Here is a 21,298-nt window from a genome sequence, read left to right as displayed (position 1 = left end):
TTATCACACAAGATCAGCACTGAACTGAAAATCTTCGCCAGCAAAATTGGGAAGTCTACGCCAGCCTTTTAGGTGGTCAGTTTGCTCCGGTTTAGGGTGGTCAGTTTCACCGGTATTTCCAGTCTTATTTAATCTACTTTGTCGAAATGTTCGTGTACAGCTGGTACCACAAATTTTTACCGAAATCCGCGAAATTTTCCATAAAATTCGCGGATTTTTTTTTGCCCCATACAAGATCCCATACAATTTCATTAAATATTGGTTTATAGGTGAATTTAGAGTCTGTTTGATATTAAAACGATTTCGGATGGAAATTTGAAATTTTTTTACGCTGCATCATGCTTGCCAACTTATACAATGTAAAGATCCTCCAAAGGTTGCTAATAGGTCGCAATTGATCCTTAGTACCTTAAAACCACATCCTATTAAAATATTTTCGTTAACAACATTTAAATCTTTACCCTGAGATTTACAATTAGAATATTCTGGTAATATGATAGTATCATTTAGCCTCAGAAAATTGATGAAAGTTCCTTCGGCTGAATAAAAGCATGGTTTTGCCTTTTCACATCCACAATAACCTTTTTTTATTGATGGGAGGTCATATATGGGTATTACATCCAAATCGGCCCTAACAGCAGAATAAATTAGGTGCTGCGTATATTCAATATCGGTGATCGTTGATGTTTTGTGTGGATATCTACTGATGAATATTGACTTTTGATTATTAAATGCCATATATCCATCAGTGTGGCCGATAGCATCGTGAAGATTTCTATCTACTATTATTGGTCTCAATCCGCAATAATCTGAAATTATTTCTTATACTTTAACATTAGGATTATCCTCAATGACTTTATGTGTGAGAAACGCTTTTGAGCTGTTATTAACAAAATTGCCACCATCAAGAATTAGTGGAATTATTGACCATTTCCTGGTTTGCACGATTTTGGTCAAGCTGTGGACTATTGTTAGCCATGTCTTGAAGTTTCCGTTGTGCAAGGGCCTCGGGACGTGTATCCTCAAATTCAATGCTAGCTCTATGACCATTTTGCTTTGAATGAACCTCATTGGAAACCGCCCTGCTACTTTTTTCTTGTGTCTTATTAGATCGAGTCAGCATATTTTAAGTTTATAACTTTTATATTTTTATAAAAATAACTCCGGTAATTTAAATAATCTATGTTCGTTAAATAATTTTATAGCCGAATATAAATATCCTGATAATCAATAAGATATCAAAGTGAAAGAATGCATTAATTTCGGTTTATATATTTATTGTGAGTTAGGTATTCAGATGCTTTCCGATGTATAATAATTGCAACATAGGTTTCCTGTTTTAAACGCAACATCTCGATCCATTAGCTATTAATCACATAATTCCCAAAAACCCCTTGCCCCCTCCACAAAATATCCTTACTTTAACCTTAAGATTTTGATATTAAGGATATTGACAATTATAAACAGCCAAAATTAGATACGATGCACAGAAGAAAAATGTTAAAAATGCTGTCTGCACTTCCGGTAGCGGGTATGTTGCCTCAGGGACTTGCAGCGATGGAGTCTGCTGATTCAGTAAATTCGGTTAAGGGTTTAACTGATCTTTCGGGCCGGAGCCTGAGCAGTTCTGTACAGAAGGCACCAATCATCAACGCTTCTGAGCATGTCTGGTTAATGAATGATCCCCGCTTTCCGATCGATCCTGAAATTTCCACCTGTCCGGGAAGTAAGCCTCCCCGTGATTATTCGGGCGAGCATCTGATCGAAGAGATGAATACTTACGGCATCGATAAAACAGTCATTTCTCACGTATGTTATTACGGCAGAAACAATGATTATACCATACATTGTGTAAAAACCTGGCCTGATCGTTTTGCCGGATTCGGCCTGCTGTTTGGGAATCGTCTGTTTGCACCCAATGATCCTAAAAATCCGGAGCGGCTCGAAAAACTGGTCAAAGAGGATGGACTCTGCGGTTTGCGCCTCAGTCCGATACAGGATCCGCAAAGGGTTTGGATGAATGATCCGGGTTCATATCCCTGGTGGAAGAAAGCCGAGGAAATAGGGGCTAGCTTCAATATATTCCTCTTGCCTTCCCAGATCCCACAAGTTGCCGACATGGCTCAGCGCTATCCAGGTGTGAAGATCGTAATCGACCATCTGGCAATGATTGACATAACAAAACCTGATTCGGAAGGGATTATTCCATTGTGTAATTTGGTGAAATTTCCGAATGTGTATATCCGCACCTCCCTGCATAATCCGTCCAAACAAAAGCCGCCATACCGCGATGTTTGGCCTCACCTCAAACGGATTTATGATACTTTTGGCCCACAGCGGATGCTCTTTGCCAACTTTTTTGAATACCTGATCATGAAGGATATTATACCATTCTTTACTGAAGAAGATAAGGTCTGGATTTTGGGTAAAACAGCGGAAGGGATTTATTTTAATCGTTCTTAAAGAAACCTTTATTTCGGGTGATTATTCGCGCTCAGATTTAATCTTCAGCACCACATTGCCGATCTTTTGCTGGCTTTCAACGTATTGATAGGCCTCTCTTATCTCGTCAAAGGGATAAACCCGGTCGATTAGAGGTTTGAATTTACCTCTTTCAGTGATTTCTTTCAGAAAGATTACATCTTCTTTATGAATATAGGGCAAAGGGAAGAGAACTTTTTTCCCGCCGGATAAGAGTCCGTACAATGCCATCCAGATATTTTCGGCGTTTTTACCCAGTTCGGTAGAAATATAAATTCCATTCTCCTTCAACAGTTTTTTACATGCTCCAAATGAGCTTTTTCCGACTGCATCGAAAATGAAATCATAGCGCTGATCAGTCTTGGTAAAATCTTCCCGGGTATAATCAATTACAAAATCAGCACCTAATGAACGAACCAGATCCATATTTGGAGTATTGCAAACCGCCGTTACTTCGGTATCAAAATATTTCAATAGCTGTACTGCCGCCGAGCCGATTGCGCCAGTAGCCCCATAAACCATGATTTTTTGTCCGGCTTCCACTTTAGCTGCCCGGATATTACATAAGGCATAATGCGCCCCTTCGGTCAGTGCTGCAGCTTGTTCAAAGCTCAGATTCCGGGGCATCAGAGTCATGTTGTCCTGTTCATCCCTGATCAGGTACTCCGCATGTCCGCCGAAACGGATATCATTGTAACCGAAAATCCGGTCGCCGGCTTGATAATTAAGCACCAATTCCCCAACAGATTCAATCGTGCCCGAAAATTCACAACCCAATATTTGCTGTTTGGGTTTAAATAGCCCGCTAAAAAATCTGCTGACAAAATATTCGGCACTTCTGAAACCGCAATCGGTGCGGTTAACCGTGCTGGCTTGAACCCTGACCAAAACTTCGTTCGCTGCAGGAGAGGGTTTGTCGATTTCCCGGATATGAACCACTTCAGGCGAGCCATATTGGGTATGAATTGCTGCTTTCATTTTCTGATGCTTATACCTTAAATATAAGCTATCCGGCAGTGGTTTCAATTGTATCCCCGAAATTTTAATCCTATTGATTAAATGTGTTTTAGTATTTTGGAAATGTAAGCCAGATTCATTTGGGAGAGCCCGGCTGAAGGAACCAACTGGCACAGCCCCTGCTTTTCATATCCCAAACAAAATTCCTACACTATCCTCTCCCAAACACCTCAAATTAGTAATCAGATGCCATTTATCCTAAGCCTTATTTCTGATCCAGCCTTAATCCGGTGGATACTCAAACCTTTCTGAACCCCTTTTAACTCCTTCCTGATTCATATAATACACTTATTTAAAATAATTCTAAATAATATTTGCTTTTCTAAAATGACTTCTTACTTTTGGGCTTAATTATAATCAGTCTAAATAAAAATAAGAAATATGAAAACAATTACCCTCTCCTTAATGGGTGTTTTACTCGGGTTCAATGCCTACACTCAGGAAGTTAGAAGTCAGGATTCTTTAAGCCGAAGAGTTTTGGAAGAAGTCATCATCAAGGATTTTAAAAACCGCTATAAAGTTGACAGCAGCAGCACGGTTTCTAAATTACCCTTAAAATATATTGAGAACCCGCAGGTATACCAGTCGATTTCTAAGAATCTATTTAAGGATCAAGTGGTTACGAATTTGAATAATGCCCTGAAAAATGCAACCGGCATCACCCGTTTGTGGGAATCGACCGGCAGGGGGGGCGATGGTGCAGAATTTTATTCTATGCGCGGTTTTGCTGTACAACCTACCATGGTCAATGGAATGGCTAGTATCACCAATGCCGGACTCGACCCGGCTAATATTGAGACGATTGAAATTGTAAAAGGGCCTTCCGGCACGCTGTTCGGCGGTAATGTGATTTCCTATGGCGGATTAATCAATGTGGTTACCAAAAAGCCTCATGATCAGGCAAGGGGAGAGATTAACTTTACCAATGGGGGTTACGGTTTAAGACGTATTACAGCGGATTATAATTTACCATTGAGTAAGCAATTAGCAATTCGGGTAAATGCTGCAAATAGTTCAGAGGATAGCTTTCAGGATGCCGGTTTTAGCAAATCAACCTTTATCGCCCCGTCCTTATTGTTCAAAGCTTCTGATAAGCTTCAATTCCTGATCAATTCGGAGATGCGTTTTGCAGAATCTGCGAATGCACCGATGATCTTTTTGAGCAGATATTCGCCGCTATCATTCCAGTCGATGGATCTTTTTGAACAGGCTTACCGTAAGTCCTATACCGCTAACAGTTTGTCAATCTCAAATCCATCATATGGCTTTCAGGGACAAATGCTTTATTCATTGAGCAAGCAATGGAAATCACAGACTATCTTATCATCAAGTAATACAAGCAGTGATGGCTATTACCATTATTTATGGGATAGTGCCAATGGCTCTGATTTTACCCGCTTTATTTCCAAACGTGATGGTAAGACCAGGACAAGCGGAATTCAGCAGAACTTTAATGGTGATTTTCTTTTAGGAAAACTCAGGAACCGCCTGGTGATAGGATTGGATTATCTTGAAAAAACCATTGATAACAGCAGTTCAGGCTGGGTGGCTCATGGCATTGTATCGCTGAAAAATCAGACAGATGACGGAAAATTAACTCCGCAGGCAGTTGATCAATCTTTATTGAATGCATTTGAAGGGGTTTCATCAGTTAAAACCAAAATCAGCAGTGTTTATGCTTCTGATGTAGTTAATCTTTCAAAGAATTTGTCAGCTATGTTAAGCTTAAGACTTGATCATTTCGAAGGACAACCCAATTACTATTCAACAGAAAAGATCAAAAGTCAGTTTAATCTGTCGCCTAAATTTGGTTTGGTTTATCAGGCCATTCCTGAGAAACTGTCACTATTCTCCAATTACATGAACGGGTTTACCAACCTGGATCCGGCACAGGTAGCCAATGCGGATGGAAGCAATCCACGCGTCAAAATATTTGATCCGGAGCATGCTAATCAGTGGGAGGCAGGTACCAAGGCGAATCTTTATCAGGATAATGTATCATTAACCCTAAGCTATTATTCGATCCTGGTTGACAATAAGGTGATGACTGATCCTACAAATATTAATAATTCGATTCAGGGTGGAGAAGTGAGTTCCAAAGGCTTTGAAGCAAGTATTGTAACTAATCCGATCAAAGGTTTGAATATTATTGCCGGCTACAGTTTTAACAAGAGCGAAGTGACCAAAGATGCCCCCGATGCGGGATACATAGGCTTGCGTCCGGAAGAGGCAGGTCCAGCCAGACTGGCGAATTTCTGGGCTAATTATAAGTTTACAGAAGGAGTATTTAAATACGTTGGTATCGGCTTGGGAGCCAACTATGCCAGCGAACATAAGACGCTGAACCGTTCCAACATCGGAACATTCAGTCTGCCGGCTTATGCGGTTTACAATGCAGTAATGAGCTATAGTCGCGCTAATTTCAGCTTAAATCTGAAACTGGATAATATCGGGAATGAAAAATATTACACGGGCTGGTCGACAATAACACCTCAGCGATTGAGGTCAATTGCTCTGGGCTTAAATTACATGTTCTGAAGTGAAGAAAAGTACTAAACGAATTTTTGGAAAAATACACCTTTGGCTCGGTCTTTTGATCGGGCTATTGGTGTTTATATTGGCAATTACGGGATGCATATATGCTTTTCAGGAAGAAATCCAGGATTATACCCAAACCTACCGGCATGTTAAACCTGAGAATAAGCCCTATTTAAAACCAACTGATTTTCAGGAAATTGCTGCCAGGACCTTACCCGGAAAGAACCTGCATGCGATTAAGTATAATGGAAAATCACGATCGGTAGAGGCTATCTATTACCATGATGAACCTTTATATTACTACATCGCATATCTGAATCCATACACCGGGGAAGTCCTGGAAGTTAATAATATGGAAGAGGGCTTTTTTCACTTCATACTTGATGGTCACTTTTACCTCTGGTTACCCCCCGAAATCGGGCAGCCTGTGGTTGCTACCATCACCGTCTTGTTTATTATTATGTTGCTTAGCGGACTAATCCTGTGGCTACCTGCTAAAATCAGGCAATTAAAATCACGAATTTGGTTTAAATGGAGTAGCAGAACCCGATGGCGAAGGAAGAACTATGATTTGCATAATATTAGTGGGATTTATGCCATGCTTTTCGGACTTTTCTTTGCGATCACCGGGCTTAACTGGGGTTTTCCTGTTTTTGCGGAAGCATATTATAAAATACTTGGGGGGAAGCAGGAACTGCTTTACATTGAACCTGAATCTCAGCCAGGTTTATCTATTGATTCTGCTAAAAGGCCTTTGAATTTGGTTTGGGAGAAAATGATGAAAGAGTACCCAAATGCGGTTAGTATTGAAGTTCATCCGCCCGAAACCTCGCTGGCACCGATTGCAGCCAATGCAAATTTTGAACAGGGGACTTACTGGAAAACGGATTATCGTTACTTCGACCAATACAGCCTGAAGGAAATGAATGTCAAGCATATTTTCGGGCGGCTTAAAGACCAGAAATTTGCAGATAAGGTAATCCGGATGAATTATGATTTGCATACCGGTGCAATCATCGGGCTTCCGGGTAAAATCATTGCTTTTATAGCCAGTCTGATTATTGCAATACTGCCGGTTACCGGTTTCATGATATGGTATGGCCGAAGAAAAAAAGAAAGGAAGGTGGCTCGGGTTTAGTGGAATTCAGGAGGTCAGTGATTTTTGTAAAGGGTTTGTCTAAGTTTTTGGAAATGTAAGGCAGATGCTTTTGGGAAATGCAGTCCGGCTTTTCGCTTTAGCTTTGCCTTTGGATATTATTTATAAACAGAACAATTGTACTGGCAAAGGCTGCCGCTGCAATCCGGTTTATGAACAGGAGCAAGGGGTTTCAAATCAGAGATTTCTGTGTAATAATTATCTTCTTCTAAAACCGGGCTCCGCTTAGTACATAGTAGCAGATTCCTGGCAAGCTAAACGGGATCGAAGCGGCAGCTTTTTGCCTCCATAAATTTTATCCTAAAAACGAATGTATCAGGGGCAAAAACTACAGCGGAGAGCCCGGCTGGAGGAGCCGACCGGCACTGACCCTGCTTTTAAACCTTTAGTTATAATTATTCAGATTTATCTTAAATCCTCATTACACAATCAACATAATTAAATCAGATACACATCCTTAGAACCCGCAAACGCTGTTCATCCTAAGTCAAACACCCTTCCAAACTTTTCCAAATTGCTAAATTAGCTTGATCAGAAAGCCCTTAGCATCTATTCACATCCCCCATCAGGCTTGCAAACAACTCCTTCCTGAACCTGCAAACCGGTTGAGGGATGATCCAGTTTCCATTCTTCAAATGATTTCTCCAGGTTTTGCAGGAAAACAGGAGTCTCCTGAGCACCTGAAACAGCATATTTGCGGTTGAATACAAAAAATGGAACTCCACGAACGCCAAGCTGCTGACTTTCATAAATATCCATTCGCACATCCTCAGTAAAACGGTCGCTCTCCAGAACTTCCCTGAGTTCTGCCTCATCCAGTCCGATGCTTTTGCCCAGATTAATTAAAATATCAATATCGTCTGTATTTTTTCCTTCGGTAAAATAAGCTTTGAACAGTAACTCCTCAGCTTCATCCTGCTTGTTTTTGCTCAGTGCAAAGTGGGAGAAACGATGTGCATTCATTGAATTTGCAACTATAGCCTTATCCAGCTCATAGTGAAGACCCTCATTTGCAGCCATCTCTGTAACCTGTTGATTCAGTTGTTCTGCACGTTCCATACTCATGCCTTTGACCTCTGAAAGATACTGATTCACATTTTTTGAGGGATCGGTCTTTAGTTCCGGATTCAGCTGAAAACTTTTCCAGATTACTTCTATATTTTCTTTTCCTGGCAACTGATCAAGCGCTTTTTCAAACCTCCGTTTCCCGATATAACAGAACGGACACATCACATCACTCCAGATTTCTACTTTCATTTTTTCAGGATTCATAATAATTGAATTAATCGATAAGCAAATTTAGGTTTAGCACTTAATATATTGGTCAGGCAAATATCATGGATCAGAAATTTGACATGGATGGGATAAAGCATGAGGCTTATTTGTAATTCATATTAAAACCCTTATTTTTAATATATATCTAAAAATCATCTGCCATGATTAAAAGATCGGGGTTCACAAAGCTCAAAATTCAACAATTTGAGGACTGGATCACTACAATGACACTGGCACGTACAGTTTCTGTCATTCAGCAGCACCATACCCAAAGCCCGGATTATGGTCTTTTTGATGGGAACAACCACTTTGACCTGCAGCAACGTATGAAGAATTTCCATATGCACAGGAATGGCTGGAGGGATATCGGGCAGCATTTCACCACCTTTCCTGATGGCAGCATACTAACAGGTGGATCACTTCAAAGACCACCGGCCTGCATTGCCGGACACAATACCAACTCAATCTGTATCGAGCATTTGGGTAATTTTGATCTGGGCAGGGATCAAATGACCGATGAGCATCGGGAAACAATTATCCGTATGACGGCCCATTTATGCAGCCGCTTTAGTCTTCCTGTCGATACCCAAAGCATTGTTTATCACCATTGGTTCGATCCTGATACAGGTCAGCGCAATGATGGCGCAGAAAATCATAAATCCTGCCCCGGTACCAATTTTTTTGGAGGAAATAAGGTGCAGGATTGTATGGAGAATTTTTTGCCTCTTGTGTCGGCACTACTCCCTGAATATCCGGTTTAAAGTGCAGAGCTTTTTCAACAAGCGGAGCCCGAAATAATAGTAAAATCCACCATTACATAGTATTAATTATTAATTGCCCGTATTCATGAAGAAAATTTTATCCATAGATGGAGGCGGTATTCGCGGACTCATACCCGGCCAGATTCTGGTTGCACTGGAGAAGAAACTGCAGCAGAAAAGCAAAGACCCGCAGGCACGTATCGCCACTTATTTTGATTTTTTTGCAGGCACCAGCACCGGCGGTATACTTACCTGCTTATTGCTTTGTCCGGATGAGCAGGATCCTGAAAAGCCGAAGTTCAGTGCAGAGGAGGCTGTTGATCTTTATAAGCGATACGGGGATAAAATATTCAGGGTTTCCTTTTTGAGTAAGCTCCTGAATTATAAATCCTTGTTTAGTGAAAAGTACTCTGCAAGCCATTTAGAGGAGGTCTTGCTTACTTATTTCAGAAATAAACGCCTTAGTGAATTGTTAAAACCCTGTCTGATTACAGCCTATGATATTCAGGAAAGGAAAACTCATTTTTTTGCCAGTCACGATTATGCAAGGAAAGGGGATGGGGGAGATTTTTATTTGAAAGATGTTTGCCGGGCTACCTCGGCAGCCCCGACATATTTTGAGGCAGCGCTGGTCAAATCCATTAGCGGTGTCAGCTATCCGATGATCGATGGAGGCATATTTGCCAATAATCCCTCGCTTTGTGCCTATTCCGAAGTTAGGAATTCCGCAGGAGATCCGAGTGCAAAAGATATGCTGATCCTTTCATTGGGAACCGGTGGGGAAAATAGATCCTATGCCTATCAAAAAGCAAAAGACTGGGGAGCTTTGGGTTGGATCAAGCCTTCCATTGATATCATGATGTCGGGAGCGGCAGAAACAACACATTATCACCTGGTCAAAATGTTTGGTGTAGATCGTAATGATGCTAATTATTGCCGGATTCAACCCGAACATCTCCGGAATGCAGTTCCCGAAATGGACAATGCAAGCCAGCAGAATATGCAGGCACTCATTGAACTGGGTATAAAAACTGCACAGGATAATTCCGAAAAATTGGATTCCATTGTGGAGGGGATTTATGAAGATAGGGATTCAGTAGTGTTTGAATAGGCATGTCTGAATTGGTGTACCCCGTTTTTATTTTAATATTATATTTATCCCAAGCAATCGGCTTATAAAATCAATAGCATGATCCATAAAAAAATTCTGACTGGCATTTTATTATGCTGCCTGTCCTGTGCAGGTTTCGCACAAAAAGCTCCAAATCTAAGTTATGAGGCAATTCCCGGGACAAAAGCCAGGAATATCATTTTCATCCTTTCAGACGATCATCGATATGATTTTATGGGTTTTACCGGCAAGGTTCCGGGATTAAAAACCCCTAATCTGGATCGGATAGCGAATGAAGGCGCTCATTTTCAAAATGCATTTGTCAGTACAGCGCTATGTTCACCAAGCAGGGCTTCCATTTTAACCGGACAGTATGCGCATACCCATACGGTAGTTGATAATCAGGCATCTGCACCGTCTTCCCTGATCTATTTTCCTCAATACCTGCAGAAGGCAGGTTACCAGACTTCCTTTTTTGGGAAATGGCATATGGGAGGCGGTGGTGCTGATCCTCGTCCGGGTTTCAACCGCTGGGTGAGTTTTGCGGGGCAGGGAGATTACTATAATCCCAAAATCAATGTCGATGGGAAAATGATTAATTATACAGACAGTAGCTATGTGACTGATGTTTTAACTGATTTTACACTTGAATGGCTCGATAAGCGCGATAAAAGCAAGCCTTTTTTTGTTTATCTCTCGCATAAAGCAGTGCATGCTGATTTTTATCCGGCAAAAAGGGATAAAGGAAAGTATAAGGATATTCGCATTCAATATCCGGTTTCTATGTTTTCTACCGCAGGAATGAATAGCAAAAGATTTAATCGTGGTGACCAGGCAGATTCAAGTGCCTATATCTTTAACTATAAAGATATCCCGCAATGGGTGAGGGCACAGCGTTACAGCTGGCATGGCGTGGATTATATGTATCACGGACAAACCGATTTCGATAAATTTTATGTGGATTACCTGGAAACTTTAATGGGGATAGATAATAGTGTAGGAAGGGTGCTTGATTACCTTAAAGTTAATGGACTGGATAAGGAAACCCTTGTTATTTACATGGGGGATAATGGTTTTTCATTTGGAGAGCATGGACTGATTGATAAGCGCCATGCTTATGAAGAGTCGATGCGGGTACCTTTGCTCGCCCGCTCACCTGCATTGATCAAACCGGGTACTAAGGTTAAAGAAATGGTATTGAACGTGGATATTGCTCCAAGTATTCTGGAAATGGCAGGGGTAAAAAAGCCAAAGCAAATGCAGGGAATTTCCTTTTTACCATTAATGCAAGGGAACGCTGTGCAAAACTGGAGAAAGGAAGTGTTTTATGAATATTACTGGGAGAATCCTTTTCCGCAGACACCCACACAGTATGCTGTCCGGACTGATCGCTATAAATTCATCCGCAGTCAGGGAATATGGGATATCGATCAGTTGTATGACCTTCAACAGGATCCTTATGAACTGAATAATCTGATCCGAAAACCTGAATTTCAGGACCTTGCAAAGGATCTGAATACAAAGCTATGGGCTTGGCTAGAGGATACCCAGGGTTTGTATATACCTCTAAAGCCGATTGGTGATAAGAAGTTTGACCATATTTATAAGGGGACGTGGTGATAGATAGTTGACAGTTGAGAATGGAGAGTGGAGAATTGATAGTTTTCAGAGCGGTATTTGGTTCAAATAAAATTTCTTGGATAAAGCCCTTTTCCAGTTAGTTGATTGTCTGAACTATGATTTCTGTGATTAAGGTGATTCAAATGATTAGGAATAATATATAAAATAACCTTTTTCAATGGACTCAAATTCCTGGGCACCATGCTGTCCCCCTCTTTTAGATGGGACTGGGGGGAGGCTATTCCATTACTAAAATATCTTATTCAATAAAATTTGTTTCATTCTATTTATTTCTGATATTGAACATACCAATCAGTTTGGAATTCAGGTGCTTTATGCTTGCCTGAAGGTGTTGGAATTTATAAAGGATTCCAATGAATTTTCAGGAAATCATCCTGAAATTGAATTGGATTTTATGTTAAATTAAAGATCAAATACTATTAAAATAGTGTAAATTTCCACTGATATTTAAATCATTTTAAATTATTTTTATTGTTTAAGAACTGTATAGCTAGTTGAAACCAACAGATACCAAAAATCCGGAATACTTCCACAAAGTTGTGGACTGTCAGTATGCCTGCCCCGCACACACTCCGGTACCTGAATACATAAGGTTAATCTCAGCAGGAAAATATACCGAGGCATATATGATCAACTGGGAATCGAATGTATTCCCCGGGGTACTCGGGCGAACCTGCGATCGTCCCTGTGAACCTGCATGTCGCCGCGGCAGAATCGAAGAAGAACCTGTTGCAATTTGCCGGCTTAAGCGGGTTGCCGCAGATAATAAGGACGATGTAAGGGCTTTCATGCCCGGTATTCCTTCAGAAATGAATGGAAAACGTATTGCATTAATTGGAGGCGGACCGGCATCGCTAACTGTAGCCCGCGATCTTGCCCCTTTGGGTTATGAAATTCATCTCTACGATGAACATGCCGCCGGAGGTGGAATGATGCGCAGCCAGATCCCTTCCTTCAGATTGCCGGATGATGTATTGAACGAAGAAGTTGGATATATTCTGGATATGGGTATCCATACCCATTTCAATACCTATGTGTCAAGCATGAACGAAATTCTTGAAAAGGGATACGATGCGGTATTTGTGGGTACAGGTGCTCCAAGAGGCCGCGATTTGGTCCTTCCCGGACGAGAAGAAGCCGGCAAAAATGTACATGTTGGAATAGAATGGCTTGCAAGCGTAGCTTTCGAGCATACCCATAAAATTGGTAAAAAAGTGATCGTGCTGGGTGGGGGAAATACCGCCATGGATTGCTGCCGTACTTCCCGCCGCCTCGGGGGTGAAGAGGTTAAAGTTGTGGTACGTAGTCCTTTTGCGGAAATGAAAGCCTCCCCTTGGGAGATTGAGGATGCAATGCATGAAGATATTCCGATCCTTGAAAACCATGTCCCAAAAGCCTACGTGATTGAAAATGGCAAACTGGTGGGTATGACCTTTGAAAAAGTAAAAGCCGTTTATGAGCAGGGTAAGCGTACTCTTGTTCCTTCAGGAGAACCTGAAGTATTTATTGAAGCGGATGATGTACTTGTAGCCGTTGGTCAGCAGAACAGTTTCCCATGGATAGAAAGGGATAGCGGTGTTGATTTTGATCAGTGGGGAATGCCGCTTGTGGATGCTTTAACTCATCAGTCAACCAATCAACGTGTTTTCTTCGGTGGCGATGCGGCTTTCGGGCCAAAAAATGTGATCACAGCTGTTGCCCACGGGCATCAGGTAGCGATCTCCATAGATTTATATTGCAAGGGAGAAGCTCTGACCGAACGCCCGGCACCATTTACCAACCTTGTCTCCAAGAAAATGGGTATCCATGAGTGGAGCTATGATAATGATGTGGTTAATGATCAGCGTTTTATTGTTCCTCAGGCTGAAAAGAAAGCGGCCTTGTCTGATCGTAAACTGGAAGTGGAACTGGGTTTTGATATTCAAACTGCAATCAAAGAGGCTCATCGCTGCCTGAATTGCGATGTGCAAACCGTATTTGAAAAAGATAAATGTATAGAATGTGATGCATGCGTTGATATTTGCCCAACTGCCTGCATTACCTTTACGGTAAATGGGGAAGAGGCTGAACTCCGGACACGTTTGAAAGCTCCGGCCTTAAATTTAACTCAGGACCTCTATGTATCCGATACGCTCCCTACCCAAAGGGTGATGGTAAAAGATGAAGACGTTTGCCTGCACTGCGGCTTATGTGCTGAGCGTTGCCCGACATCTGCATGGGATATGCAGCAATATTTATATAAAGTTACCAAAGCAGGTTAAGAGATGCCTAATTCGAAAGTTAATGATTTTGTCATTCGGTTTGCGAATGTCAATGGTACAGGGTCTGCAAGTGCAAATTATCTGTTTGCTAAAGCTATTTTCCGGATGGGGATTCCTGTAACACCTAAAAATATATTTCCGTCAAATATACAGGGACTTCCAACCTGGTATGATGTCAGGGTGAGTGAAAAAGGTTACCTCGGTCGCCGCGAAGGGGTAGACCTGATGGTTTGTGTAAACCCCCAAAGTATGCCTGATGATGTGCTTTCAGTAAAAAGTGGAGGATATTTTGTTTACGATTGTACCAAAGCCCTGAATCCGGCATTGATCCGGCCCGATGTGACTTATATCGGTCTTCCACTGATGGAAATGTGTCTGCGTGAATTTACTGATCCAAGGCAGCGTCAATTGTTTAAGAATATCATCTATGTGGGGGCACTTTCTGCCTTGCTGGATATCGAATTTATGGTACTTGAACAACTGCTTGCAGAGCAGTTTGTGGGCAAGGAGAAGCTGGTTGCGATGAATATTAAGGCCCTGAATCTGGGTATTGCTTACATCCATAGTAATTATGCCTATCCCCTGGATATTCGTTTGGAAAGACGCGATCTTGTTGGTGATAAGATCCTGATCGATGGCAATTCTGCCTGCGGACTTGGTGCCGTTTATGGTGGTGCTACGGTTGTAGCCTGGTATCCGATTACGCCTTCAACTTCTGTGGTGGAAGCCTTCGAGACTTATGCAAAAAAATTAAGGGTCGATAAGGAAACAGGGAAACGTAATTATGCGATCGTACAGGCAGAAGATGAACTTGCCGCAATCGGGATGGTAATCGGTGCAAACTGGAATGGCGCGCGTTCATTCACAGCTACCAGTGGTCCGGGATTGTCTTTGATGAATGAATTCCTCGGACTCGCTTATTTCGCAGAAATACCAACCGTGCTGATCGATGTTCAGCGTACAGGTCCCTCAACTGGGATGCCAACGAGGACCCAGCAAAGTGATATTTTATTGGCTGCCTATGCTTCGCATGGTGATACCAAACAGGTTTTGGTCTTCCCTTCAACCCCGAAGGAATGTTTCGATATGACTGCCGAAGCTCTTGATCTGGCAGAGTCATTACAAACGCCGATTATCATGATGACCGACCTCGATCTGGGAATGAATGATCATATGTCTGAACCTTTTCAATGGGACGATACCCGGAAATACAATCGGGGTAAAGTGCTTAATGCAAGCCAGTTAGAGGAGTTGCCGCGTTTTGGACGCTATCTGGATGTGGATGGGGACGGAATTACTTACCGCACAATTCCCGGTACGCATCCAACCAAAGGCTCCTTCTTTACCCGAGGTACTTCGAGGGATGAATATGCAGCCTACACCGAAGATGGACGTGTTTATGCACGCAACATGGACCGCTTACTGAAGAAATGGAATACTGCAAAAGAGGTGGTGCCGGCTCCGTACCTGTATCAAACGGTGAATACGAGTCCCTATGGTTTAATTTTCTTTGGTACTTCCACCTACTCAGCAGAGGAGGCAATGGATACCATGGTTTCAACAGGGCTTAATTTTGATGCAATGAGGCTGAGGGCATTCCCCTTTAATCAAACGGTAGAAGATTTTATTGATACGCACGAAAAGGTATTTATTATTGAGCAGAACCGCGATGGACAAATGCGCAGTCTCCTGATCAATGAGCTCAATGTAAATCCACAAAAGATGATTCCGGTTCTTAATTTTGATGGGATGCCGATAACAGCGCATGCGATCATAAGCCTGATCAACAAAAATTTATCTCCCACACTAAATGGTTCAACCAGTAAAATTCTGTCATGACATATATACGCCCTAAATTCCGCCATCCCGATCTGCCAAAAAATGATCTTGGATATACTACCAGGGAATATGAAGGTTCGCTTTCAACCTTATGTGCCGGTTGCGGACATGACTCGATCAGCGGAAGTATTCTTCAGGCTTGTTTTGAGTTATCGATTCCTCCGCACCGGATTGCGAAATTATCAGGTATAGGCTGCTCCTCAAAGACGCCAAACTATTTCCTTGGAAATTCACATGGATTTAACTCGGTGCATGGAAGAATGCCCTCGGTAGCAACCGGGGCCAATATGGCAAACCGAGATCTGATTTATATGGGTGTATCGGGAGACGGGGATACGGCTTCAATCGGTATGGGGCAGTTTGTGCATGTGATTCGCCGTAACCTGAACATGGTTTATATTGTGATGAACAATGGCTGCTATGGATTGACTAAAGGGCAGGATTCGGCTACCGCCGATGCAGGTTCAAAAAGCAAAGCAGGTTCTGTAAATCCATTCCAGCCTATTGATCTTGCCGGACTGGCGCTTGAGCTCGGTGCAAGTTTCGTCGCACAAAGCTTTTCGGGAGATAAGGAACAATTGATTCCCTTGATCAAAGCGGCGATTAGTCACCCTGGGTTTGCATTCATCAATGTCATTTCCCCTTGTGTAACGTTCAATAATAACCCCGGATCCACAAAATCCTACGATTATGTTCGGGAGCATATTGAAGAGACCGGCAAAACCGATTTGGTTCCTGAGAAATCTGAGATATTGGCCAGCTATGAATCAGGCACCGGGACTGAGGTGATGTTGCACGACGGCACCTTTATCAAATTGGAAAAACTGGCGGCTAACCGCGATCCTTTTAATAGGATGGAAGCAATGAATGCCTTGCGGAATGCCCGAAACAGGAATGAGATCCTAACCGGCTTACTATACATCGAAACCGAAACCGAAGATTTGCATCATACCATAAACTCAACTGACCGGCCTTTAAACACTTTGGAAGAAGAGGATCTATGTCCCGGTTCTGCAGTTTTGGCTGAGATCAATGAGGATTTGCGATAGAAATATTTATTACGGAAGGAAATCAGTCAAATTTTATAGATTTGAGGACTGAACAGGGAAATTAGCTCAGCTGGTTTAGAGCACTACCTCGACAAGGTAGGGGTCGCTGGTTCGAACCCAGTATTTCCCACGCGACCGCCGGAGCTTCAGCGAAGGAGGTCATCCACAAAAACCCTTCAGATTGATTTCTGAGGTTTTTTTTTTGTGGATGGTGTTATCTGTACCGCATTCTCACTGATCGGTGTTGTTCCCATACCGCTTTTTCCTGTGGCCAGTGTTATTCTCCTCATTTTAATTTCCTCATAATTAAAATTTTTTAGTTAAAACAATCGATTAATATTTCCCTTGCAGATTAAACACAGGAACCGTAGAAACTAAACTTAAATTTTGACACAGTTAGGCACGAATTGGCACAAATCGACATTATAAAATGCCAATAAAGCTATCTGGAGCGTACCAGAAGGCAGACTGGAAGGAGACAAGTCCCGCAATTCTATGCCATTTCGTACTGGAATGATGTTAAGGGCAAGTATAGGTCTGCATATTACTTTCTGTGTAGATCCTTCGATCAAAGGATACTTTGATCGAAGGATCTACACACTTGGTATGATGTTGGTACGAAGATGGTGTTCATGGTGTCACGTACTGAAATAGCTATAAATTCCTCAGTCTAAATGCAAAATGCTTTACTGAAAGCGAATTCCCTACGGTTGGTGTTATCACCATTCCGCATTCTCCTATCACACATTACACACATGCTCAAACTGGTTTGCCCAAAATTTTCGGTTTGACTTTGGATATATTACAGACAATGAGCATATTTAATCAAGGATTTCGGGGGAACATACAATAATGCGAAGTTTACAGGAAAACTTTAATACATGACAAAATCAGAAATAGCCACAGCTTTTTCAAACGGAGAGTTTGACAAAACAAAAGATTTCATTGCAGATGATGCGATATGGGAAGTAGTGGAAGAAGATAAGTTTGTGGGAAAAAATGCGATTATTGAAAATTGCAATCAGGTGGGGCAATACTTCAAATCTGTTACTACCAATTTTAAAACGCTGAATGTGATAGCAGAGGATAATAAGGTTATTGTAAATGGAACAGCCGAGTTTATACGTGATGGAAAACGGATTTCTTTTGTCTCGGCCTGCGATATCTATGAGTTCAACGATTCTGATCAGATTCAGAAGATTACTTCTTATTGTATTCAGGCAAAATGATTTTTTAAAGTAGAAATCCTGATTTTTGAATAAGTTTAAACCGTTAATAATTAAATTCTGTATTTTTTTATTAAATTTCAGAGCTTATGAACAAAGAATATTCTAATAGTGAAATCATCATCAAATGGCAGCCTAAACTTTGCCAGCATTCGGGTATTTGCGTAAAAACATTGCCACAAGTCTATAAACCGAAAGAATCTCCCTGGATCACTATCGAAAATGCCTCAACAGAAGAACTAAAAGCCCAGGTTAGCAGGTGTCCATCAGGAGCACTGACTTATACTTTGGTTATTAAAGGAGATGAGGGTTAAATCATAAAAGAAATAAAAAATAGAATTTATTTATCAAAAATTACAGCTATGGCAGCACAAGCTAATAACCCATTTGCATGGGTAGAAATTTATGTAGACGATATGAGCCGGGCTCAGAAATTTTATGAGAAACTATTACAGATTAAATTAAGTGAGATGCCAATGCCTGATGGCCTGGGTGAAATGCAAATGCTTTGTTTCCCCTGGGAAGAAAGCGCAATGGGTATTAGCGGGGCATTGGTTAAAATGGACAATATGGGTCCGGGTGCCGGTGGTACGATGGTTTATTTTGCCTGCGAAGACTGTTCAGTAGAAGAAGCCAGGGCAGAAGCAGCAGGAGGAAAAGTACTGCAGGCAAAAATGTCCCTAGGCGAGCATGGATTTTGCTCAGTTCTGATGGATACTGAAGGAAACACCATTGGATTACATTCGATGAGATAATATCGCCTTATTAAGATATTATAAATGGATAATGACAAAATCAATTTACAATTAATCAGACATTTTAAGGAAATAGTTTCGCTTAATGATAAAGAAGTGCAGTCGATTATTGCTAAGTTGGAAATAAAAAAAGTTAACAGAAAAGATTACTTGCTTCAGCCGGGGCAGATATCTAGGCATATGCGTTTCATCGCTATAGGAAGTATGCGAGTTTATTACATAGACGAAAAAAGTCAGGAGCATACTTTACAGTTAGGTATTGAAAACTGGTGGATAAATGATTTATATAGCTATTTAAGTGGAAAATCTTCAAGAATGTTTATTCAGGCAAATGAGCAGACCATTCTTATTCAAATTAGTAAAACAAATTTGGAGATACTTTACAGGGAAGTTCCTAAATTATCGGATTTTTTTCGCTTGAAAATACAAAGTGCATATGTGTCCTTACAAGAGCGAACAATTGAAAATATGAGTGTCGATGCCTATTCCCGCTATTGTGACTTTATTGCTCATTTTCGAAGTATTGAACAACGCTTCCCACAGTATATAATAGCTTCTTATTTAGGTATAACCCCCGAATTTCTAAGTTTTCTCAGAAAGAAGCACACTGCCGCAATTTCTTAAGATAGCTTAATTTTTATCCCTTATGGCTTAGATACTTTTGCTCTATAATTAAAATGAGCAAAAATGAAAAACAAATACATCTGGATTGTATTGATTTGGTTCTATTTATGTAAACTAAACGCACAACCACTAAACTACTTTCCCGATATGGTAATCGGGAACAGATCTTTTACCTATTTACATAATATCAACTACCATTTTAATTATAGGTTTAAAGTAAATAACCTTACGTTGTTTGACACGGAATATAAAGTCAATAAAAGCAACATATACTTTATAAGAAATACACTCTCGTATAACTTTTCTAAAAATATTTCTCTCAATACAGCATTTGGAATCAAGAATCCAGGCTCTTTTTTTACAGTTTCTGCCCAATTCAGAACTCAGAAGCCCACTTATGCATACGCCTATTCTCTGGGGGCAACCTACCAAAGAGGATTAACACTTGAACAAGCGATATCCCTTGAAGTCTCTCCTCAATTGACGGAAAATTTTAGACTATATTTTAATGTTCTTGCTATTGCAAACCTTAAGTATAAGGAGTATCAAAGAGGACTTCAACTAATCCGCTTAGGATTAAAGGAGAAAAAAGCGAGCTATGGTTTAGCCCTCAATTTGGATCAATTCAATAACAACATAAAGACATTAGAAAACACAGGGATTTTTATTAAGTATAATTTTTAAACAAATAAAATAATGAAGAAGTACAATGATTTAGGAATTTTAATCAGCAGGGTCGCAATCGGTTTACCAATGTTGGTCTATGGTATCAACAAATTAATATATGGAATTGATCCAATAGAAAATTTACTGACCGAAAAAGGCTTCCCTTCATTTTTTGCTTATGGCGTGTTTTTGGGAGAAGTAGTTGCTCCTGTACTCATTATTATAGGATTAAGGTCACGTTTAGCCGGACTTGTTTTTGCGATAAATTGTTTTACTGCTATTTGCCTGGCACAAACAGCCAATATTTTAAAGCTCAATGACTATGGGGGCTGGGCATTGGAGTTGTTAGTGATATATATGATGATTGGAATAAGTTTTCTTTTCACCGGCTCAGGAAAATTTTCAGTTTCGACTAATAATAAATGGGATTAAATTATAAGAATATATGATCAGTTTTGTGATAAGTCTTATGAATTAGTAATTTTAAAAAGAAGCCATGAACCTTGAAATAAAAACCTTTAACGAAAAGCTAATTCCGGAAGACAAGGAAATCTGCGACTTGCTTGCTTCGACAATCGACGCTGAGCTCCCTGAAGCTGAAAGTAAAATCTGGCATGCCCATCCGGTATGGTTTTTAGCCGGGAATCCTATTGTTGGTTACAGCAAACAAAAACCCGGGATCCGTTTAATGTTCTGGAGTGGCGCTGATTTCAATGAGGAAGGCCTAAACATCGGAGGTCAAAAATTTAAGGATGCTTCTGTATTCTACCAACAAGTGTCCGATATTGAAATTAATGATTTGAAGCGTTGGCTACAGAAATCAAGTGAAATACAATGGGACTATAAAAATATTGTCAAACGCAAAGGACAGTTGGAACGATTAAGGTAAAATTCATGC

Annotated in this window: 19 protein-coding genes and 1 tRNA gene; 17 read left to right on the top strand and 3 right to left on the bottom strand. The window is 40.9% G+C overall.

Annotated elements, in window-relative coordinates; all coding sequences use genetic code 11:
• Positions 1–336: 336 nt before the first annotated feature.
• Positions 337–798 carry an agmatine deiminase family protein gene (locus Q8S11_RS12220; RefSeq protein ID WP_305662389.1) on the bottom strand — a complete coding sequence of 154 codons (462 nt, stop codon included), beginning with the start codon at positions 796–798 and terminating at the stop codon, positions 337–339.
• Positions 799–1,482: 684 nt separating this feature from the next.
• On the opposite strand from Q8S11_RS12220, the gene Q8S11_RS12215 reads away from it, so the two are divergent.
• On the top strand, positions 1,483–2,463 hold the full coding sequence (locus tag Q8S11_RS12215) for an amidohydrolase (protein ID WP_305662388.1): 981 nt from the start codon (positions 1,483–1,485) through the stop codon (positions 2,461–2,463).
• A 21-nt stretch (positions 2,464–2,484) separates the two neighbouring features.
• On the opposite strand, the gene Q8S11_RS12210 is transcribed toward Q8S11_RS12215, so the two are convergent.
• Positions 2,485–3,459 (bottom strand): NAD(P)-dependent alcohol dehydrogenase, encoded by a 975-nt coding sequence (locus Q8S11_RS12210; RefSeq protein ID WP_305662387.1) that lies wholly within the window; start codon positions 3,457–3,459, stop codon positions 2,485–2,487.
• A 420-nt stretch (positions 3,460–3,879) separates the two neighbouring features.
• Between Q8S11_RS12210 and Q8S11_RS12205 the strand changes: the two genes are divergently transcribed.
• Both Q8S11_RS12205 and Q8S11_RS12200 read left to right on the top strand, forming a co-directional pair.
• Complete coding sequence (locus tag Q8S11_RS12205) at positions 3,880–6,036, top strand: TonB-dependent siderophore receptor (RefSeq protein WP_305662386.1); 2,157 nt, start codon at positions 3,880–3,882, stop codon at positions 6,034–6,036.
• Between the two features lies 1 nt (position 6,037).
• Entirely contained in the window at positions 6,038–7,174 is a 1,137-nt protein-coding gene (locus Q8S11_RS12200; protein ID WP_305662385.1) for a PepSY domain-containing protein, read from the top strand.
• 567 nt (positions 7,175–7,741) lie between these two features.
• Here Q8S11_RS12200 and Q8S11_RS12195 read toward each other — a convergent pair.
• On the bottom strand, positions 7,742–8,464 hold the full coding sequence (locus Q8S11_RS12195) for a DsbA family protein (RefSeq protein WP_305662384.1): 723 nt from the start codon (positions 8,462–8,464) through the stop codon (positions 7,742–7,744).
• Positions 8,465–8,628: 164 nt separating this feature from the next.
• On the opposite strand from Q8S11_RS12195, the gene Q8S11_RS12190 reads away from it, so the two are divergent.
• From Q8S11_RS12190 to Q8S11_RS12125, 14 genes are all read left to right on the top strand, one after another.
• Complete coding sequence (locus Q8S11_RS12190) at positions 8,629–9,228, top strand: peptidoglycan recognition family protein (protein ID WP_305662383.1); 600 nt, start codon at positions 8,629–8,631, stop codon at positions 9,226–9,228.
• A gap of 85 nt (positions 9,229–9,313) precedes the next feature.
• On the top strand, positions 9,314–10,339 hold the full coding sequence (locus Q8S11_RS12185) for a patatin-like phospholipase family protein (protein WP_305662382.1): 1,026 nt from the start codon (positions 9,314–9,316) through the stop codon (positions 10,337–10,339).
• A gap of 78 nt (positions 10,340–10,417) precedes the next feature.
• Positions 10,418–11,959 carry a sulfatase gene (locus tag Q8S11_RS12180; protein WP_305662381.1) on the top strand — a complete coding sequence of 514 codons (1,542 nt, stop codon included), beginning with the start codon at positions 10,418–10,420 and terminating at the stop codon, positions 11,957–11,959.
• A gap of 515 nt (positions 11,960–12,474) precedes the next feature.
• A complete protein-coding gene (locus Q8S11_RS12175) occupies positions 12,475–14,241 on the top strand; it encodes an FAD-dependent oxidoreductase (RefSeq protein ID WP_305662380.1) in 1,767 nt (588 codons plus the stop codon).
• Between the two features lie 3 nt (positions 14,242–14,244).
• A complete protein-coding gene (locus Q8S11_RS12170; protein ID WP_305662379.1) occupies positions 14,245–16,080 on the top strand; it encodes a 2-oxoacid:acceptor oxidoreductase subunit alpha in 1,836 nt (611 codons plus the stop codon).
• On the top strand, positions 16,077–17,129 hold the full coding sequence (locus Q8S11_RS12165) for a 2-oxoacid:ferredoxin oxidoreductase subunit beta (protein WP_305662378.1): 1,053 nt from the start codon (positions 16,077–16,079) through the stop codon (positions 17,127–17,129). Before Q8S11_RS12170 ends, Q8S11_RS12165 begins: the two co-directional genes overlap by 4 nt.
• A 55-nt stretch (positions 17,130–17,184) precedes the next feature.
• Positions 17,185–17,259, top strand: a tRNA-Val gene (locus Q8S11_RS12160).
• A 751-nt stretch (positions 17,260–18,010) separates the two neighbouring features.
• A complete protein-coding gene (locus Q8S11_RS12155) occupies positions 18,011–18,358 on the top strand; it encodes a nuclear transport factor 2 family protein (protein WP_305662377.1) in 348 nt (115 codons plus the stop codon).
• A gap of 86 nt (positions 18,359–18,444) precedes the next feature.
• Entirely contained in the window at positions 18,445–18,669 is a 225-nt protein-coding gene (locus Q8S11_RS12150) for a (4Fe-4S)-binding protein (RefSeq protein WP_305662376.1), read from the top strand.
• 48 nt (positions 18,670–18,717) lie between these two features.
• Positions 18,718–19,110, top strand: coding sequence for a VOC family protein (locus tag Q8S11_RS12145; RefSeq protein WP_305662375.1), 393 nt, complete (start codon positions 18,718–18,720; stop codon positions 19,108–19,110).
• Positions 19,111–19,134: 24 nt separating this feature from the next.
• Positions 19,135–19,734, top strand: a complete 600-nt coding sequence (locus tag Q8S11_RS12140; RefSeq protein WP_305662374.1) for a Crp/Fnr family transcriptional regulator — start codon at positions 19,135–19,137, stop codon at positions 19,732–19,734.
• Between the two features lie 63 nt (positions 19,735–19,797).
• Positions 19,798–20,418 (top strand): hypothetical protein, encoded by a 621-nt coding sequence (locus Q8S11_RS12135; protein WP_305662373.1) that lies wholly within the window; start codon positions 19,798–19,800, stop codon positions 20,416–20,418.
• A gap of 12 nt (positions 20,419–20,430) precedes the next feature.
• Entirely contained in the window at positions 20,431–20,832 is a 402-nt protein-coding gene (locus tag Q8S11_RS12130; RefSeq protein WP_305662372.1) for a DoxX family protein, read from the top strand.
• Positions 20,833–20,896: 64 nt separating this feature from the next.
• Positions 20,897–21,289, top strand: a complete 393-nt coding sequence (locus Q8S11_RS12125) for a DUF1801 domain-containing protein (protein ID WP_305662371.1) — start codon at positions 20,897–20,899, stop codon at positions 21,287–21,289.
• Positions 21,290–21,298: the final 9 nt, after the last annotated feature.

This window comes from Daejeonella sp., from assembly GCF_030695525.1.
Taxonomy (GTDB): domain Bacteria; phylum Bacteroidota; class Bacteroidia; order Sphingobacteriales; family Sphingobacteriaceae; genus Daejeonella.
The sequence above is the reverse complement of the archived record's forward strand: the minus strand, read 5'-3'. Positions and strand labels throughout refer to the sequence as shown.

Excerpts from the sequence above, each read along its gene's own strand:
- Q8S11_RS12215 (WP_305662388.1), top strand. The coding sequence starts at position 1,483 with ATGCACAGAAGAAAAATGTTAAAAATGCTGTCTGCACTTCCGGTAGCG.
- Q8S11_RS12210 (WP_305662387.1), bottom strand. The coding sequence starts at position 3,459 with ATGAAAGCAGCAATTCATACCCAATATGGCTCGCCTGAAGTGGTTCAT.
- Q8S11_RS12205 (WP_305662386.1), top strand. The coding sequence starts at position 3,880 with ATGAAAACAATTACCCTCTCCTTAATGGGTGTTTTACTCGGGTTCAAT.
- Q8S11_RS12195 (WP_305662384.1), bottom strand. The coding sequence starts at position 8,464 with ATGAATCCTGAAAAAATGAAAGTAGAAATCTGGAGTGATGTGATGTGT.
- Q8S11_RS12190 (WP_305662383.1), top strand. The coding sequence starts at position 8,629 with ATGATTAAAAGATCGGGGTTCACAAAGCTCAAAATTCAACAATTTGAG.
- Q8S11_RS12185 (WP_305662382.1), top strand. The coding sequence starts at position 9,314 with ATGAAGAAAATTTTATCCATAGATGGAGGCGGTATTCGCGGACTCATA.
- Q8S11_RS12180 (WP_305662381.1), top strand. The coding sequence starts at position 10,418 with ATGATCCATAAAAAAATTCTGACTGGCATTTTATTATGCTGCCTGTCC.
- Q8S11_RS12170 (WP_305662379.1), top strand. The coding sequence starts at position 14,245 with ATGCCTAATTCGAAAGTTAATGATTTTGTCATTCGGTTTGCGAATGTC.
- Q8S11_RS12165 (WP_305662378.1), top strand. The coding sequence starts at position 16,077 with ATGACATATATACGCCCTAAATTCCGCCATCCCGATCTGCCAAAAAAT.
- Q8S11_RS12155 (WP_305662377.1), top strand. The coding sequence starts at position 18,011 with ATGACAAAATCAGAAATAGCCACAGCTTTTTCAAACGGAGAGTTTGAC.
- Q8S11_RS12150 (WP_305662376.1), top strand. The coding sequence starts at position 18,445 with ATGAACAAAGAATATTCTAATAGTGAAATCATCATCAAATGGCAGCCT.
- Q8S11_RS12145 (WP_305662375.1), top strand. The coding sequence starts at position 18,718 with ATGGCAGCACAAGCTAATAACCCATTTGCATGGGTAGAAATTTATGTA.
- Q8S11_RS12140 (WP_305662374.1), top strand. The coding sequence starts at position 19,135 with ATGGATAATGACAAAATCAATTTACAATTAATCAGACATTTTAAGGAA.
- Q8S11_RS12135 (WP_305662373.1), top strand. The coding sequence starts at position 19,798 with ATGAAAAACAAATACATCTGGATTGTATTGATTTGGTTCTATTTATGT.
- Q8S11_RS12130 (WP_305662372.1), top strand. The coding sequence starts at position 20,431 with ATGAAGAAGTACAATGATTTAGGAATTTTAATCAGCAGGGTCGCAATC.
- Q8S11_RS12125 (WP_305662371.1), top strand. The coding sequence starts at position 20,897 with ATGAACCTTGAAATAAAAACCTTTAACGAAAAGCTAATTCCGGAAGAC.